This window comes from Micromonospora sp. NPDC047527 (assembly GCF_040643015.1).
In the GTDB taxonomy this organism is placed as follows: domain Bacteria; phylum Actinomycetota; class Actinomycetes; order Mycobacteriales; family Micromonosporaceae; genus Micromonospora.
In genome coordinates, this window is sequence record NZ_JBEYTK010000008.1 from 63,925 (window position 1) to 80,066 (window position 16,142).

Genomic DNA, 16,142 nt, shown 5'->3' on the forward strand with positions numbered 1-16,142 from the left:
TCACCGCGCGTCACGCTGCACCCGCCGCGCGGCCGGCACACCGCCCGACCAGCAGGACATCAGAAGGGGGCACGGATGGCCGCCATCTCCCGCGAGGAGGTCGCGCACCTGGCGCGCCTGTCGCGGCTCGCCGTCACCGAGGAGGAGCTGGACACGTTCGCCGGCCAGCTCGACGTGATCCTCCAGGCGGTCGCCCAGGTTGGCGAGGTCGCCGCCGCGGACATCCCGCCGACCTCGCACTCGGTGCCGTTGACCAACGTCTTCCGCGAGGACGTGGTCACGCCGTGCCTGACCCCGCAGGAGGCGCTGTCGGGCGCGCCCGACGCCGAGGACCAGCGGTTCCGCGTCCCGCGGATCCTGAGCGAGGATGTGGCCTCATGAGCGAGCGTCAGCGAGCGAATCAGCAGTGCAGCGCGGTGGTGCCTCGTGGCGTCACGGAGCGAAGCGGAGTGACGGCATGAGTGATCTCACCAGGATGACCGCGACGGAGATCGCCACTCTCGTCGCCGGTGGCGAGACCTCCGCCGTCGAGGTGACCCAGGCGCACCTGGACCGGATCGCCGCGGTCGACGACCGGGTGCACGCCTTCCTGCACGTGGACACCGACGGCGCGCTCGCCGCCGCCCGCGCGGTGGACGAGCGCCGGGCGGCCGGCGAGGAGTTGGGCCCCCTCGCGGGTGTGCCGGTCGCGGTCAAGGACGTGCTCGCCACCCGGGGCGTACCCACCACCGTCGGCTCGAAGATCCTTGAGGGCTGGCGCCCGCCGTACGACGCGACGATCGTGCAGCGGCTGCGCGAGGCCGGCACGGTGATGCTCGGCAAGACGAACATGGACGAGTTCGCGATGGGCTCCTCCACCGAATACTCGGCGTACGGCCCGACGCACAACCCGTGGGACCTCGGCCGGATCCCGGGTGGCTCGGGCGGTGGCAGCGCCGCCGCGCTGGCCGCGTACGAGGCGCCACTGGCGATCGGCTCGGACACCGGCGGCTCGATCCGCCAGCCCGGCGCGGTCACCGGCACCGTCGGCGCGAAGCCCACCTACGGCGGCACCTCCCGCTACGGGCTGGTGGCTTTCTCCTCGTCGCTGGACACTCCCGGCCCGTGCGCCCGGAACGTGCTCGACGCGGCCCTGCTGCACCAGGTGATCGGCGGGCACGACCCGCGTGACTCCACGTCGATCCCGCAGCCGGTGCCGGACGTGGTGGCGGCGGCGAAGCTCGGCGCGACCGGCGACCTGGCCGGTGTGCGGCTCGGCATCGTCAGCGAGTTCGTCGGCGAGGGCGCCGAGCCCGGTGTGATGGCCGCGTTCCGCGAGTCGGTGGACGCCCTGGCGAAGCTGGGTGCGGAGATCGTCGAGGTGTCCTGCCCGACGTTCGCGTACGCGCTGCCGGCGTACTACCTGATCGCCCCGAGCGAGTGCTCCTCCAACCTGGCCCGGTTCGACGGCGTCCGGTTCGGCCTGCGGGTCGGCGACGACGGCAACCGGTCGCTGGAGGAGGTCATGTCGCTGACCCGGGAGGCCGGCTTCGGCCCGGAGGTCAAGCGCCGCATCATGATCGGCACGTACGCGCTGTCGTCGGGTTACTACGACGCGTACTACGGGCAGGCGCAGAAGGTCCGTACGCTGATCACCCGGGACTTCACCGCCGCGTTCGAGCGGGTCGACGCGCTGATCTCGCCGACCACCCCGTCGGTGGCGTTCCCGATGGGCGCGCGGACCGCCGACCCGTACCAGATGTACCTGGCCGACCTGTACACGATTCCGACCAACCTGTACGGCGGGCCGGGCATCTCGGTGCCGTGCGGCCTGTCCGACGGGCTCCCGGTCGGCTTCCAGATCATGGCGCCGACCATGGCGGACGACCGGATGTACCGGGTCGCCGCCGCGTTGGAGTCCGCGGTCGGCACGTTCACCCCACCGGCACTGTGAGGCAGGAGCCCAGATGACGACGACGCTGCCCGCGTACGACGAGGTCGTCGCGCGCTACGAACCGGTGATCGGCCTGGAGACCCACGTCGAGCTGGGCACGAACACCAAGATGTGGTGCGGCTGCCCGACCGACTTCGGTGGCGAGCCGAACACCCGGGTCTGCCCGGTCTGCCTGGGGCTGCCCGGCTCGCTGCCGGTGGCCAACAAGGCGGCCATCGAGGCGATCATCCGGATCGGCCTTGCGTTGAACTGCTCGATCGCCGAATGGTGCCGGTTCGCCCGGAAGAACTACTTCTACCCGGACATGCCGAAGAACTTCCAGATCAGCCAGTACGACGAGCCGATCTGCGTCGACGGTTACCTGGACGTCGAGGTGGGCGGCGAGACGGTACGCATCGAGATCGAGCGGGTGCACCTCGAGGAGGACACCGGCAAGACCCTGCACGTCGGTGGCGCGACCGGCCGCATCCACGGCGCGACCGAGTCGCTTGTCGACTACAACCGGGCCGGCATTCCGCTCGTCGAGATCGTCACCAAGCCGATCACCGGCACCGGCGCGCTCGCCCCCGACGTGGCGAAGGCGTACGTCGCCGAGCTGCGGGACGTGATCCGCACCCTCGGTGTCTCCGACGTGCGGATGGAGGAGGGCTCGCTGCGCTGCGACGTCAACACGTCGCTCAACCTTCCGGGTCAGGAGTGGGGCACCCGCACCGAGACCAAGAACGTCAACTCGCTGCGGTCGGTCGAGCGGGCGGTGCGCTCGGAGATGCTGCGCCAGGCGTCGGTGCTGGACGCGGGCGGCCGGATCACCCAGGAGACCCGGCACTTCCACGAGGACACCGGCGACACCACCTCGGGTCGCTCGAAGGAGACGGCCACCGACTACCGGTACTTCCCGGAGCCGGACCTGGTGCCGATCGCCCCGGACCCGGCGTGGGTCGCCGAGCTGAAGGCCGCCCTGCCGGAGCTGCCCCGGGTGCACCGGCGTCGGTTGCAGGAGCAGTGGGGGCTCTCCGACCTGGACATGCAGTCGGTGTTGAACGCCGGTGCGGTCGAGCTGATCGAGGCGACCGTGGCCGCCGGCACCACGCCGGCCGCGGCCCGCAAGTGGTGGCTGGGCGAGCTGTCCCGCCGGGCCAACGAGAGCGGCGTGGAGCTGGCCGACATCGGTGCCACCCCGAGGCAGGTCGCCGAGTTGCAGGGTCTGGTCGACGCCGGCAAGCTCAACGACAAGATGGCCCGGACGGTCCTGGAGGGCGTGGTCGACGGCGAGGGCTCGCCCACCGAGATCATGACCAACCGAGGGCTTGAGGTCGTCTCGGACACCGGCGCCCTCACCGCCGCCGTGGACGAGGCCATCGCGGCCAACCCCGGCATCGCCGACAAGATCCGTAGCGGCAAGGTCGCCGCGGCCGGCGCCCTGGTCGGCGCGGTCATGAAGACCACCCGTGGTCAGGCCGACGCGAAGACCGTCCGTGAGCTGATCCTGGAGCGCCTCGGCGTCCAGGGCTGATCGGTCGGTAAGGGCCCCTTCTGATGCGTCAGGCATCGCGAAGGGGCCCTTACTGACGTCTCGACGCGCGCCGGGCACCCCGGGCGGCGTGAACGCACACCCCTCGCGAGGGCGTCAACGGCGACGCCCGGATGGAGCCACCGTGAACCAACACGACCTCGATGTCCTCGACGAGATCCAGCGGCGGGTGCTCTGGCTCGCCACCCGGATCGTGGACGCCGCCAACCACGACCGGGCCACCGGCGACGGGGTGAAGGTCGGCGGCCACCAGGCCTCCAGCGCGTCCCTCGTCACGGCGATGACCGCGCTGTGGTTCCAGCACCTGGACGCCGAGGACCGGGTCGCGGTCAAGCCGCACGCCTCCCCGGTGTTCCACGCCATCCAGTACCTGCTGGGCAACCTGGACCGCTCGTACCTGCCCCGGCTGCGGGCCCGGGGTGGCCTCCAGTCGTACCCGTCGCGCACCAAGGACCCGGACGAGGTGGACTTCTCCACCGGCTCGGTCGGGCTCGGCGCGGCGGCGCCGCTCTTCGCCGCCGCCACCCGGCGCTACGTCGACGCGCACTTCGGGGCACGCCCGCACTCCCGGTTCGTGGCGCTGATCGGCGACGCCGAGCTCGACGAGGGCAACATCTGGGAGGCGGTCGCCGACCCGGCGACCACCGGGCTGGGCAACGTCATGTGGCTTGTCGACTTCAACCGGCAGTCGCTGGACCGCGTGGTGCCGGGCATCCGGATCAACCAGTGGCGGGGTCAGTTCGAGGCGGCCGGCTGGCACGTCGTGGAGGTCAAGTACGGCCGTCGGCTCGCCGAGGCGTACGCCCGGCCGGGTGGCGAGGCGCTGCGCGACTGGATCGACGCGATGCCCAACGAGCAGTACCAGTCGCTGTTCGGGCTGACCGGCCCGGCGCTGCGCACGCAGTTCCTGGACGGCGCACCGGCCGAGGTGGGTGCCTTCGTGGCGGGTATCGACGACGAGGAGCTGCGCCCGCTCGTCACCGACCTGGGCGGGCACGACCTGTCGGCGATGCTCGACGCCTACGCACAGTGCGACGCGGTCACCGACCGGCCCAGCGTCGTCTTCGCGTACACCGTCAAGGGTTGGGGGTTGCCCATCGCCGGCAATCCGCGCAACCACTCGGCGCTGCTCAGCACCGAGCAGGTGGACACGCTGCGGGCCGCGCAGGGTCTGACCGCGGAGACCGAGTGGGACCGTCTCGACCCGGCGTCACCGGCCGGCATCCGGGCCGGCGCCCGCCGGGAGTCGCTGTCCCGCGCGCCGCGCGAGCGCGCGTTGGGGGTCACCGTTCCGGAGAGCACGGGAGTACGCGCCAACAAGCCGATCTCCACGCAGGAGGTCTTCGGTCGGGTGCTGGTGGACCTGGCGCGGGACCGGGAGGTGGGCCGCTACCTGGTGACCACCGCGCCGGACGTGGCCACCTCCACCAACCTCGCCGGGTTCATCAACAAGACCGGGGTGTTCGCCCCCACCGAGCAGCGTTCCTGGACCGAGGACCGGATGCTGCGCTGGACCGAGAGCCCCGCTGGGCAGCACATCGAGCTGGGCATCTCGGAGATGAACCTGTTCCTGCTGCTCGGGCAGCTCGGCCTCTCCTGGGACCTGTCCGGGCAGCCGCTGCTGCCGGTGGGCACGGTCTACGACCCGTTCGTGCTGCGCGGCCTGGACGCGTTCCTGTACGGCACGTACTCCGGTTCCCGGTTCGTGGTGGCCGGCACCCCGTCGGGCATCACCCTGGCCCCGGAGGGCGGCGCACACCAGTCCACGATCACCGCCTCGGTCGGCCTGGAGCTGCCCGGGGTGACGTTCCTCGAACCGGCGTACGCGGGCAGCCTGGACTGGCTGCTCTGCGACGCGCTCGGGCAGATCGCCGGCGGGTCGTCGCCGGCCGCGACCGCCGCGCCGACCGAGGACGGGGCGTACTACTTCCGGTTGAGCACCCGACCGCTGGACCAGGCGCCGTTCGAGGCGGCCCGCGCCCGGCTCGGCGACGCGGTGCTGCGCCGGCAGGTGGTCGCCGGGGCGTACCGGCTGGTCGACGCGCACCAGGCGTACCCGCACCTGGCCGACGCCCCGGTGGTGCAACTGGCCGCCTCCGGCGCGGTGCTGCCCGAGGTGCTGGCCGCCGCGGCGGAGCTGGCCGAGGAGGGTGTCGCCGCGCACGTGGTGGACGTGACCTCGCTGGACCGGCTCTACCGGGCGTGGCAGCGCACCCTGCGTCAGGGCGTCCGCACCGCCACCGTGCCCAGCGTCCCGGGTGCCCTGCGGTCCGCGTTCGTCGACCGGGTGCCGGTGGTGACCGTGCACGACGCCGCGTCGCACGCGATGGCCTGGCTCGGTTCGGCGCTCGGCGCTCCGGCGGTGCCGCTCGGCGTGGACGAGTTCGGCCAGTCCGGCAGTGTGGCCGACCTGTACGAGTTGCACGACCTGCTGCCCGGCAGCATCGTCAACGCCGCCCTGGCCGCCCTCGCCCTCCGCTGACCCGCTGCCCGCCCCCGCCCCGCGCTCAGCGCGTCGGGGTGGGGGTGGGGGTTGCGGACGGCCCGGCGGACGGGGTCTCCACCAGGTGGCGTTCCAGGTTGACCTGGGCCTGCCCGGTGCCGCCGACGGTGATGTCGTCGTACGCCTGGAGCATCTTCTGCTGGTCGAAGTAGAGCACGCTCATCGACAGCGGGGTCGGCTTCTCGCCCTCCAGGCCGCGCAGCCCGGCCCCGCCGGTGGAGCCCTCCACCATCAGCGTGGTGGGCTGCTGACCGGGCGCCTCGGGCAGCTTGGAGACCTGTCGGGCGTGGGTGTGCCCGGCCAGCACCAGCGGGCAGGTGCCGGCCAGCGGCCCGGCCGACGCCGGGTCGTGGACCAGCGCGATGTTGACCGGGCGCGGCGAGCTGCGCACCGTGGCGGCGAGCTGCTCACCGGCGCCGATCACCTGGTCGGCCACCTGCTGGGTCAGCCCGCTGCCCGCCGGGGAGGTGTTCTTGTCGGGTGTGAAGCGCGGGTCACCGATGCCGGCGATGGTCAGCCCGCCGACCGTGGTGGTCGAGTTGTTCAGCACGATCGCGTTCGGTTGGCGGGCCACCGCCGCTCCCGTACGGCCCGAGTCGTGGTTGCCCCGGATGAACACGTACGGCTTCTTGAGCAGCCCGATCGAGCCGACGAAGGACTCCTCGGGCTCGCTGCCCCAGTCGGTGATGTCGCCGGTGTCGACGACCACGTCGATGCCGAACTGCTCCACCACCGTCCGGATGAGCTGCCAGCCGGTCGGGTTGAGGTGCATGTCGGAGACGTGCAGGACCCGGGTGGTGCCGGGCGCCGGCTCGAACACCGGCAGCGCCGACACGGTGGTGTAGAGCTGGCTGACGTTGCCGACGAGGCGCTGCAACTGCTCGGCGTACTTGGTGTAGTCGTTGGCGATGCGGCGGGCGTCGCCGACGATGGCCGGCGCGTTGACGAGCAGGCCCTCGTAGCGCGGCTCCTCGATCGCCTGCGGGCGCAGGGTCGCCGCGGCCGTTCCGAGGCTGCCGGCGGTGACCAGAAGAGCCAGCCCGCCCGCCCAGGCGGTCCGCCGCACATCCCGGAAGATCAACCCGGCCAGGATCAGGGTGACCAGCACCGCCGTGGCGAGGGTCCGCAGGCCGAGCCGCATCACCCCGCTGCGGACGTCCTCCACCGCGCTCTGGCTGGCCCGGCTGATGCTCGCCGGATCGTCGAGCAGCGCCTCGGTGCGCCCCTGGTCCAGGGCGCCCAGCCGCACGGTGAGGTGGGTGGGCCCGTCATGGCTGTCCAGCAGCAGCGCGCCGAGCGGCGGCACGTCGATGGTCGTCCCGCCCTCGCTGGCAGGGGAGAGGGTGAGGCTGGCCCGGAACGGCCCGATGTCGGTGTCCACCCGGCCGCCGGCCAGCACCCCCAGCACCGCCCCGGCCAGGCCCACGGCGAGCACGGCGAGGATCACGCCGACGCGGCGTACCGGCCCACCCGGCCGGCCGATCCGCCGGCTCTGTGGGCGTGCCGGCTCGCCGCCGGTCACCGGGTCGTCCCGGCCCTCGGCGTCGTCGTCGTGCTGCTCGTCGCGCTGCCCGTCCATGCTGAGATTCTGACCTGCCCGTCGGAGGATCTTGGCAAACCCGCGTGGATGGTGACGCAGGTCAGCTGCGACCGCCGTCGCCGCCGGCGAAGACGACCCGCAGCAGCCGGTCGTCGTCGCCTGCCGGGGTGCCCCGCCCGTCGTGGTTGGAGGTGCTCACCCAGAGCGACCCGTCCGGCGCGGCGGCCACCGCGCGTAGTCGACCGTACCGGTTGGTGAGCAGCTCGCTGGGCTGACCGAGCAGGGTGCCGGTGTCGGTCAGCTCCATCACCCAGAGTCGCTTACCGCGCAGGCAGCCGGTGACCAGCAGCCGGTCCGTGGCGGCCAGCCCCGAGCAGGACGCGTCGGAGGTCGCCCACTGGGTGAGCGGGTCGGTGTACCGCTTGTCGCCGGCCCGCCCCTCGACCTGCGGCCAGCCGTAGTTGCCGCCCTTGGTGATCTGGTTGATCTCGTCCCAGGTGTTCTGGCCGAACTCGACGGCGTACATCCGCTTGGCGTCGTCCCAGGCGAAGCCCTGCACGTTGCGGTGCCCCAGCGACCAGACCGGGGAGCCGGGGTACGGGTTGCCCGCCGAGGGCTTGCCGTCGGCGGTGACCCGCAGGATCTTGCCGCCGAGGCTCTTCACGTCCTGTGCGGCGGGGCGTTCCCCGGCGTCACCCGTGCTGACGTAGAGCTGGCCGTCCGGGCCGAAGCCCAGGCCGCCGCCGTTGTGCACGTTGGCCTTGGGGATGCCGGTGAGGATCGGGGTGGGCTGGCCACCGACCTGTAGGCGGGCGACCCGGTTGTCCTGCTCGGTCGTGTAGTAGACGAAGACCGACCGGTCCCGGGCGTAGTCGGGGGAGACGGCGATGCCGAGCAGGCCGCCCTCGCCCGCCGCCGCCACGTCGGTGATCGTCTGCACGACACGGACCCGCAGCCCGTCCGGCCCGGACTCCGGGCCGACCTGGAGGATCCGGCCGCTGTCCCGTTCGGTGACCAGCGCGCCGCCGTCGGGCAGGAAGGCGATGGCCCACGGCACCCGCAGCCCCTTGGCGAGCACGGTCGCCACCGCCTGTTGGCCGGCGCCGCCGGGGCTGGCCGAGGTCGACGGGGTCGGCAGGTTGGGCGGCTCGCCAGCCGGGTCGGGCTCCGGCTCGCCGAAGCTGCAACCCGTGACGAACAGCAGCGCCGCGCAGGACGCCGCGAGGACCGCCCGGAGGCGGCGAGTGCGAGGGTACGGGGGACGGGCTCTCACCCGGCCCAGGGTAGCCCGCCGAACGACCCAGCCGGGCCCGCCAGGGCGGACGGCGCCGAGCGGCCGAGCCGATGGGCCGCTCAACGGGCCCGTACGGCCAGCAGTGCCGTGTCGTCCTCACGGTGCTGGATCGAGGCGAGCAGCAGGTCGCACAGGTCGTCGAGGGGCACCGTGTCGGTGCCGGTCAACCGGCCCACCAGCTCGGCGAGCCCGTCGTCGATGGACCGGTCCCGGCGCTCGATCAGCCCGTCGGTGTAGAGCAGCAGCGTGTCGCCGGTGGCCAGGCTGGTCGACTGGCTGGTCCGTGGCGACGGCCGGGCCAGGCCGAGCAACGGCTCCGGCGTCGCTTCGAGGACCTCGACGGCACCGCCGACGCGGACCACCAGGGCCGGCGGGTGCCCGGCGTTGCACCAGGTCACCTCCCGCACGCCGGAGCACCGGCGGCAGACCCGGACCAGCGTCGCGGTGGCCGCGATCGGCAGCCGCAGCCCGCGGATCGCGCCGTCCAGATGGGTCATCAGCGCCGCAACCGCGTCCGGCCGACCGAAGGCGTTGCCGCGCACCAGGTTGCGCAGCTGGCCCATGGTCGCCGCCGCTTCGATGTCGTGCCCGGCCACGTCCCCGATCGCCGCGATCAGGTCGCCGTCGGGCTGGACGAAGGCGTCGTACCAGTCGCCGCCGACCTCCACCCGGTCGGCCGCCGGCTGGTAGCGGGCCGTCAGCTCCAGCTCCGGCACGACGGGCAGCCGCGGCAGCATGCTGTGTTGCAGGACCTCGGCGACGTGCCGCTGCTCGCCGTACATCGAGCTGTTGCCGATGGCCTGCCCGGCCCGGCGGCCGATGTCCACCGCGGTGAGCACGTCGCGGTCGTCGAACTGCTGACGCCCGGCAGCGTTGACCAGGGTGATCGCGCCCAGCACGGTGCCACTGGCGGCCCGCACCGGCACGCTGAGGTAGGAGGCGATGCCGAGGCGCTCGGCGATCGCCACCATCTCCGGGTCGGTGGTGCCCCGCGCGACGTCGGTCAGCGATGCCACGGCGCCGAGGCGGGGTTGGCCGGTGCGCAGGACCGCGCGGATGGTCGACTCCTGGCTCAGCCCGGTGCCCAGCAGCGCGGCGAAGTCGTCGACGTCCGCCGTCCGGGCCGGGTCGCGGTGCACCGCGACCACCTCGCGGGGCAGACCCGACGGCCCGACCAGGGTGAGCAGGCACCAGTCGGCGAGCAGCGGCACCATGGTGGCGGCGAGACGGCGCAGCGCGGTGCCCACGTCCAGGGTGCCGGCGAGCGTCTCGCTCACCCCGGCCAGCAGCTCCAGCCGCTCGTGCGCCTGCACGACCCGCCGGCGCGCCTCCTGGGCCCCGTCCAGCGCGATCCGTAGCCGCAGCTCCGACGAGCAGGCGGCGGCCAGGTCGGCCAGCGTCCGCAGCTGCCCGGCGGTCCAAGCCCGCGGCTTGTTGTCGATGGCGCAGAGCGCGCCGAGCACCCGGCCGGAGAGGTCGGTCAACGGCATCCCGGCGTACGCGACCACGCCGAGGTCCTCGACGGCCAGGTTGTCCCGTACGCGGGGGTAGAGCCGGGCGTCCGGCAGCACCATCGGCACCTCGATGTCCACCACGTGCTGGCAGAACGAGTGGGTCAGCGGGGTCTGCCGCTGCTCGGACCACGGCTCGGGCAACCCCACCGCGCCCGGAAAGAACTGCCGGTCGGCGGAGACCAGGGAGACCAGCGCGACCGGGACCTCCAGCAGATCACTGACCAGCCGGGCGAACCGGTCGAACGCCTCGTCCGGGGCGGCGTCCAGACCGGTGTCGGCGAGTGCGCGCAGCCGCGCCGCGTCGGCGAGCCCCGGGGGCGGGGGAGTCGCGCGTCGCGGGCTGGCGGGGGAGCCGTCGGTCATCGAACACCTGTCTGCGGGGGTGGAGGCCGACCGGCCCTCCGGCCTTGGTTATACCTCGTTCGGGCCTGGACCGAACCTCGGTGTGCCGAGTCTCGCCCGCACCGCCTCCGCGCGCCATCCCCCGGGACGCCGGTTCGCCGCCGTGCTCGTCCCGGCCGCCGAGCCGGGGACTATCGTCGGCGGACGTGAAGGTATGGATTCCGCATCAGGCTGGTCTGAATCTCGTCGGCGAGCTGCCCGAGACCGTGACGGTGGAGGTCGCCGAGCATCCCGAGCGGCTGCCCTCCGACGTGGCCGACGTCCGCTTCTGGGTGCCGCCGTTCCTGAGCGGGTCGGACGCGACCGCGCTGCTGCGTGAGCTGCCCGACCTGGCCGTGGTGCAGCTGCTCTCGGCGGGGGCGGACGCCTGGGCCGGCCGGATGCCGGAGGGGGTCACCCTCTGCGACGCCCGGGGCGTGCACGACCCGTCCACCGCCGAATGGGTCGTCACCGCGATCCTCACCCAGCTGCGGGCGTTCCCCGCCTTCGTCCGGGCGCAGGCCGACCGGCGGTGGGCGTTCGACGGGAACACCCCGACCGACGAGCTGACCGGCAAGCGGGTGCTCATCGTCGGCGCCGGTTCGATCGGTACGGCGGTGCGGGACCGGCTCGCCCCGTTCGAGGTGAGCTTCACCCTGGTCGCCCGGACAGCCCGGCCCGAGCAGGAGGTGCACGCTGTGGCGGAGCTGCCCCGGCTGCTGCCCGAGGCCGACGTGGTGGTCGTGCTGGTGCCGCTCACCGACCAGACCCGTGGTCTGATCGACAAGGAGTTCCTGGCCGCGATGCCGGACGGGTCGCTGCTGGTCAACGGGTCCCGGGGTCCGGTGGCCCGCACCGAGGCGCTCGTCGCGGAGCTGGGCACCGGCCGCATCTCGGCCGCGCTGGACGTCACCGACCCGGAGCCGCTACCCGCCGACTCCCCGCTCTGGACGATGCCGAACGTCCTGCTCACGCCCCACGTGGCCGGCTCGGTGCGCGGGCTGCTGCCGCGTGCGTACCGGCTCGTCGGTGAGCAGGTGCGTCGGTTCGCCGCCGGTCAGCCGCTGATCAACACGGTGGTCGACGGCTACTGACGGTCGGCGTCGCTACTGGCCGGGGGTCTCGTCCGCCCCGGCCGGCAGCGTCTGACCGGTGGCCGCGACAAGCCGGGGCAGGTCCCTGCCGCGTACCGCCGGCAGGACGACCTGCTGGCCGTCGTCGAGCCGGGCGACCGCCCGCCCGCGCGGATCGGTGGACAGCTCGACGACCTGGTCCCAGTCGATCCGGCGCTGCCCCGCCAGGGCGCGCAGGCGCAGCTCCCGGGGGTTGGCGTCGGTGCCGGCCCGCCAGGCCCACACCCCGACGGCGAGCGGGACGAGCAGCACCGGCAGCAGGTACGCCTGGGCGTTGGCCAGCGGCAGGGCACCGACGAAGGCGATGATCGCGGCGGCCAGGATGGCTTGGTTGTACCGGAAGCGGACCGTGTCGGGCGTACTCACCCTGCGATGATCCCACCCCGGGCCGATCCGGCTCGCGGCGGGCAATGCCGCGCCGGCCCGGCACCCCGTACAGTGACACGGGTCACTGGCCTGCGCCGGTGGCCGACGCGTAACCGATTTGGTCGCCGATCGTTCTCGACTGTTGGGCAGCGGACCCGCAACGTCCGCCGTCCCGCACCGCCGCACCGCCCCGTGCCCCCTCACGAAGGCGACCGCCGTGCCCCTCGCGTACCCGTTCCGTGTCCTCGTCCCCCGCCGGGCGGCACCGGAGGCCGCCGTGCTCACGGCTGTCGCGCTGCTCGTCCTCGCCGGCACCGTCGACCTGGTGCCGACCTCGGTGGTGATCGCGCTGGCCGGCGGCGCGGGTGCCACGCTCGCCGGGGTGCGACTGTCCCGTCTGGCCAGCCGCCGCCCGGTCGACGCGTCCCGCGCTGGCCCGTCGCCCACCGAGCCGTCCCCGCTGGCGCTGGGCGTGCTGCTCGACGCGGCGGTGGTGGCGTCCGGCCTCACCGCCGCCACGCTGCCGCTGATCGACACCGGGCACCGCTTCGCCGCGCTGGTCGGGTCACTGATCGTGGCTGTCCTGTCGGTGGCCGGGCTGCTCCGGTTGCCGGGCGGGACACCACCGTGGTCCCCCGTCCGGCTGCGGGGGCTCGTGGCGGCGGCCGGTCCGGCGGTGGGGTTGGCCCTCGCCGGCTGGCTGCTGTTTCCCAGCGACACCCTGTCGGGGCCGGCCCGGCTGGTCGCCGCTCTGGCGCTCGGTGGGCTGGGCATGGCCGCGCTCAGCGTGTTCACCGGCCCGGGCCGGCGCTCGGGTGCCGCCATCTGTCGAGGTGGCGTCCTGCTCACCCTGCTCGGGCTGGCGCTGCTGACCACCCTGCCGCCCGCGCCCGCAGGTCGGGCGGCGCTGCTGGCGGTGCCGCCGCTGGTGCTCGGGATGCTGCTGACCGCGCTCGGAGCGGACGCCGCGGTGGCGACGGGCGGCGCGGCGCCGACGGCCGGGCGCGCCGCGCCGACCTGGCCCCGGGTGGTACTTCCGGCGGCGGTGTTGCTGCTGGCGGCGGGCCTGCACGCGGCTGCCGGCCGGACACCGGATCGGACGAGCGTGCTGCTGGCCCTGGCGGCCGTGCCGCCGCTCGTGCTGCGGGAGCTGCTGCGGGGCGGCGACGCGGCCACCGGCGAACGGCGTGCCGCGCACCGCCGCCGTACGCGCCGCGCCGTCCGGCACCGCCGCGCGGTGCGACCCTTCTGGCCGGGAGCACCGGACGAGCCGTCCGAGCGCGTCCCGGCCACCTCTACCGGCAGCGGCGGGGCCTGGCTGTCCGACAACGACGCCGGCACGTCGACCGGTGGCGGCGGGGCCTGGCTGTCCGACGGTGGCGCCGGCACCTCGACCGGCGGCACGGCCTGGCCCGACGATGGCGTCGCCTGGTCGCCGCTCGGCTCCGGGTCCGTTGCGGGCGTCGGCGGTCCGGGAGACCGGGCGGCTCTGCTGGACGCGCTGGTCGCGATCGGCGACGTGCCGGCGCCGGCCGGCGCGCTGCTGCTGGTGGATTTGCACGGCGCCGACGGGCTCGGTCCGGTGGCCCGGGAGGACGTCCTGGCCGAGGCGGCCCTGCGCGCCCGCGCGGTCGTCGCGCCCGGCGACCTGGTCACCGGCTGCACGGGCACCGGCTTCGCCGTGGTCACCGCTGCCGGCCCGGTGCTGGCGTACGCGCTGGGCACCCGGCTGCTGACCGCGCTCGCCCCGCCCTACCGGTTGGCCGGGTCGGTGCTGCGGGTCCAGACGAGCATCGGGCTGGCCGAGGTGGCTGGTGCGGGGCCGGCGGACGTGCTCCGGCAGGCCGAGCTGGCCCGGCGGCGTGCGGTGCAGCTGGGCCGGGACCGGGTCGAGTGGTATGACGCGTTCCTGGAGGAGCAGTTGGTGCGCCGGCTCGACCTGGAACGCGAGTTGCCGGGTGCGGTCGCGCGTGGCGAGCTGGATCTGGTCTACCAGCCGGTGCTCGACCTGGCCGACCGGCAGCCGGTGGGCGCCGAAGCGTTGCTGCGCTGGCGAAGCCCGGTGCTCGGCACGGTGCTTCCGGGCGAGCTGCTGCCGGTCGCCGAGGATCTGGACCTGGTGGGGGAGCTGGAGTGGTGGGTGTTGGACCGGGCCTGCCGGCAGTTGGCCGACTGGTCGGCGGGCACCCGGGAGCTGTGGATGGCCGTCAACGTCACCACCCGGGAGCTGACCACTCCCGACTTCGTGCAGCGGGTCGCGGCGGTGCTTGCCGCGTACGGGGTGGCGCCGGAGCGGCTGGTGGTGGAGGTGGCGGAGCCGAGGATCGGCGGGGACCTGTCGACAGTGGTGGCCCGGCTGGCCGGGTTGCGGTCCCTGGGCGTCCGCACCGCGTTGGACGACTTCCGGGCGGAGCACGCCTCGCTGGCCCACCTGCGCCGGCTGCCGATCGACCTGCTGAAGATCGGCCCGGAGCTGGTGGGTTCCCGGCCGACCGGGCAGCCGCCGCTGATCGACGTGGTGGTCAGCGTGGGCGAGCGGCTGGGCGTGGAGATCGTCGCCGAGGAGTTGGAGCTACCGGCCCAGGTGGAGGGGGCACATCGCGCCGGCTGCCACTACGGGCAGGGTTTCGCGTTGGCCCGTCCGGCCACCGCCGAGCGGGTCGAGGCGTACTTCGAGGAGTTCCCCTCGGCGTCCCGTTGAGCCCGAGCGCTGAACCGGTTCACCTCACCCGCGGCGGAGCGGTGCTGCCGCGCGGGGTGAGGTGCGGCGTCTCGTCCTGAACACGGGTCGCGGGCTGCCCGGCGATGACGGCGAGCAGTTGGCGGGCGGCGTGCGCGCCGTACGCCGGGATGTCGCGGCCGAGGGCCGTCAGGGGCGGGTGCACGAGCCGGCACAGCGGTGAGTCGTCCCAGGCCACGATGGACAGGTCGGCCGGCACGGTGAGCCCCATCTCCTGGGCGACGGAGAGCCCGGCGATCGCCATCACGTCGTTGTCGTAGATGACGGCGGTGGGTCGCTGCCCGGAGCTGAGCAGCCGACGGGTGGCCCGGCCACCCTCCTCGCCGGTGTAGTCGGACCAGACGGTGACCGCGTCGACCAGGCCTAGCCGCTGGCACACCGCCGTGAAGGCGTCGGTGCGGATCTCGGTGTGGCGCAGGTCGGGCAGACCGCCGACCCGGGCGATCCGCCGGTGCCCGAGGGCGACCAGGTATTCCACCGTCTCGGTCAGCGCCGCCGCGTCGTCGGACCAGAGGCTGGCCAGCTCGCCCGTGCCGCCCGGCCCGCCGATCACCACCGCCGGCAGCTGGAGTTGTTCCAGTGCGGGGATGCGTCGGTCGTCGGTGCGCAGGTCGCAGACGAGCACACCGTCGACCCGGCGCTCACCCCACCAGCGCCGATAGACCGCGATCTCGGCGTCGTGGTCGGCCACCACCTGGAGGGTCAGGGCGTACGAGCGGGCGGACAGCTCCGCCTCGACGCCGCTGATCAGCTCCATGAAGAACGGCTCGATGCCCAGGATCCGGGCCGGCCGGCAGAGGGCCAGGCCGACGGCCTCGGCGGTGGCGGCGGAGAGCGCCCGGGCGGCGCTGCTCGGGCTGAACCCGATCTCGGTGGCGATGGCGAGGATGCGCTGCCGGGTGGCCTCGGAGACGCCGGGCTGCCCGTTCAGCGCGTACGACACGGCGCCCTTGGACACCCCGGCGCGTCGGGCGACGTCGGCGATGGTCGGCCGCTTCACCGGCGTGCTCCTCCACTCTCGCCCCGGGGGTCGCCGGGGTTGCTGACCTTGCCATGACCGGGCCAGCCCGTGGGTGGCGTGTCGGCGGCCCCAACGTAGCGCAACCGGTCGCGGCCGGACGTGCACGGTCGGCGAAGCGCTGAACTTGCCCGGTTCAGCACATCGGGAAGTCTCGGAGGTGGGGTGGGCGCTGCTGCGTGAAGCTGC

General features: G+C 73.9%; 11 protein-coding genes. 6 read left to right on the forward strand and 5 right to left on the reverse strand.

Features of this window, described 5'->3' with window-relative positions; translation table 11 throughout:
• Positions 1 to 75 precede the first annotated feature (75 nt).
• From gatC to ABZ808_RS26035, 4 genes are all read left to right on the forward strand, one after another.
• Complete coding sequence (gene gatC, locus ABZ808_RS26020; protein WP_088991147.1) at positions 76 to 381, forward strand: Asp-tRNA(Asn)/Glu-tRNA(Gln) amidotransferase subunit GatC; 306 nt, start codon at positions 76 to 78, stop codon at positions 379 to 381.
• A 76-nt stretch (positions 382 to 457) separates the two neighbouring features.
• Positions 458 to 1,933, forward strand: a complete 1,476-nt coding sequence (gatA, locus tag ABZ808_RS26025; RefSeq protein ID WP_357011344.1) for an Asp-tRNA(Asn)/Glu-tRNA(Gln) amidotransferase subunit GatA — start codon at positions 458 to 460, stop codon at positions 1,931 to 1,933.
• A gap of 13 nt (positions 1,934 to 1,946) precedes the next feature.
• A complete protein-coding gene (gatB, locus tag ABZ808_RS26030) occupies positions 1,947 to 3,446 on the forward strand; it encodes an Asp-tRNA(Asn)/Glu-tRNA(Gln) amidotransferase subunit GatB (RefSeq protein WP_357011346.1) in 1,500 nt (499 codons plus the stop codon).
• A gap of 142 nt (positions 3,447 to 3,588) precedes the next feature.
• On the forward strand, positions 3,589 to 5,946 hold the full coding sequence (locus ABZ808_RS26035; RefSeq protein ID WP_357011348.1) for a pyruvate dehydrogenase: 2,358 nt from the start codon (positions 3,589 to 3,591) through the stop codon (positions 5,944 to 5,946).
• Positions 5,947 to 5,971: 25 nt separating this feature from the next.
• Here ABZ808_RS26035 and ABZ808_RS26040 read toward each other — a convergent pair whose 3' ends face one another.
• From ABZ808_RS26040 to ABZ808_RS26050, 3 genes are all read right to left on the reverse strand, one after another.
• Positions 5,972 to 7,546, reverse strand: coding sequence for a metallophosphoesterase (locus tag ABZ808_RS26040; protein WP_357011350.1), 1,575 nt, complete (start codon positions 7,544 to 7,546; stop codon positions 5,972 to 5,974).
• 61 nt (positions 7,547 to 7,607) lie between these two features.
• Positions 7,608 to 8,780: a PQQ-dependent sugar dehydrogenase gene (locus ABZ808_RS26045; RefSeq protein WP_357011352.1), complete on the reverse strand. Its 1,173-nt coding sequence runs from the start codon at positions 8,778 to 8,780 to the stop codon at positions 7,608 to 7,610.
• Between the two features lie 80 nt (positions 8,781 to 8,860).
• Positions 8,861 to 10,678 carry a SpoIIE family protein phosphatase gene (locus ABZ808_RS26050; protein WP_357011354.1) on the reverse strand — a complete coding sequence of 606 codons (1,818 nt, stop codon included), beginning with the start codon at positions 10,676 to 10,678 and terminating at the stop codon, positions 8,861 to 8,863.
• Between the two features lie 185 nt (positions 10,679 to 10,863).
• On the opposite strand from ABZ808_RS26050, the gene ABZ808_RS26055 reads away from it, so the two are divergent.
• Positions 10,864 to 11,790, forward strand: a complete 927-nt coding sequence (locus tag ABZ808_RS26055) for a 2-hydroxyacid dehydrogenase (protein WP_357011356.1) — start codon at positions 10,864 to 10,866, stop codon at positions 11,788 to 11,790.
• Between the two features lie 12 nt (positions 11,791 to 11,802).
• Here the strand turns inward: ABZ808_RS26055 and ABZ808_RS26060 are convergent, their stop codons facing one another.
• A complete protein-coding gene (locus tag ABZ808_RS26060; RefSeq protein ID WP_357011358.1) occupies positions 11,803 to 12,195 on the reverse strand; it encodes a PH domain-containing protein in 393 nt (130 codons plus the stop codon).
• A gap of 217 nt (positions 12,196 to 12,412) precedes the next feature.
• Here ABZ808_RS26060 and ABZ808_RS26065 point away from each other — a divergent pair, with 217 nt between their 5' ends.
• Complete coding sequence (locus ABZ808_RS26065; protein WP_357011360.1) at positions 12,413 to 14,896, forward strand: GGDEF domain-containing phosphodiesterase; 2,484 nt, start codon at positions 12,413 to 12,415, stop codon at positions 14,894 to 14,896.
• A gap of 19 nt (positions 14,897 to 14,915) precedes the next feature.
• Here ABZ808_RS26065 and ABZ808_RS26070 read toward each other — a convergent pair whose 3' ends face one another.
• The gene (locus tag ABZ808_RS26070; RefSeq protein ID WP_357011362.1) at positions 14,916 to 15,935 is read right to left on the reverse strand and encodes a LacI family DNA-binding transcriptional regulator; all 1,020 of its coding nucleotides are present in this window, start codon (positions 15,933 to 15,935) and stop codon (positions 14,916 to 14,918) included.
• Positions 15,936 to 16,142: the final 207 nt, after the last annotated feature.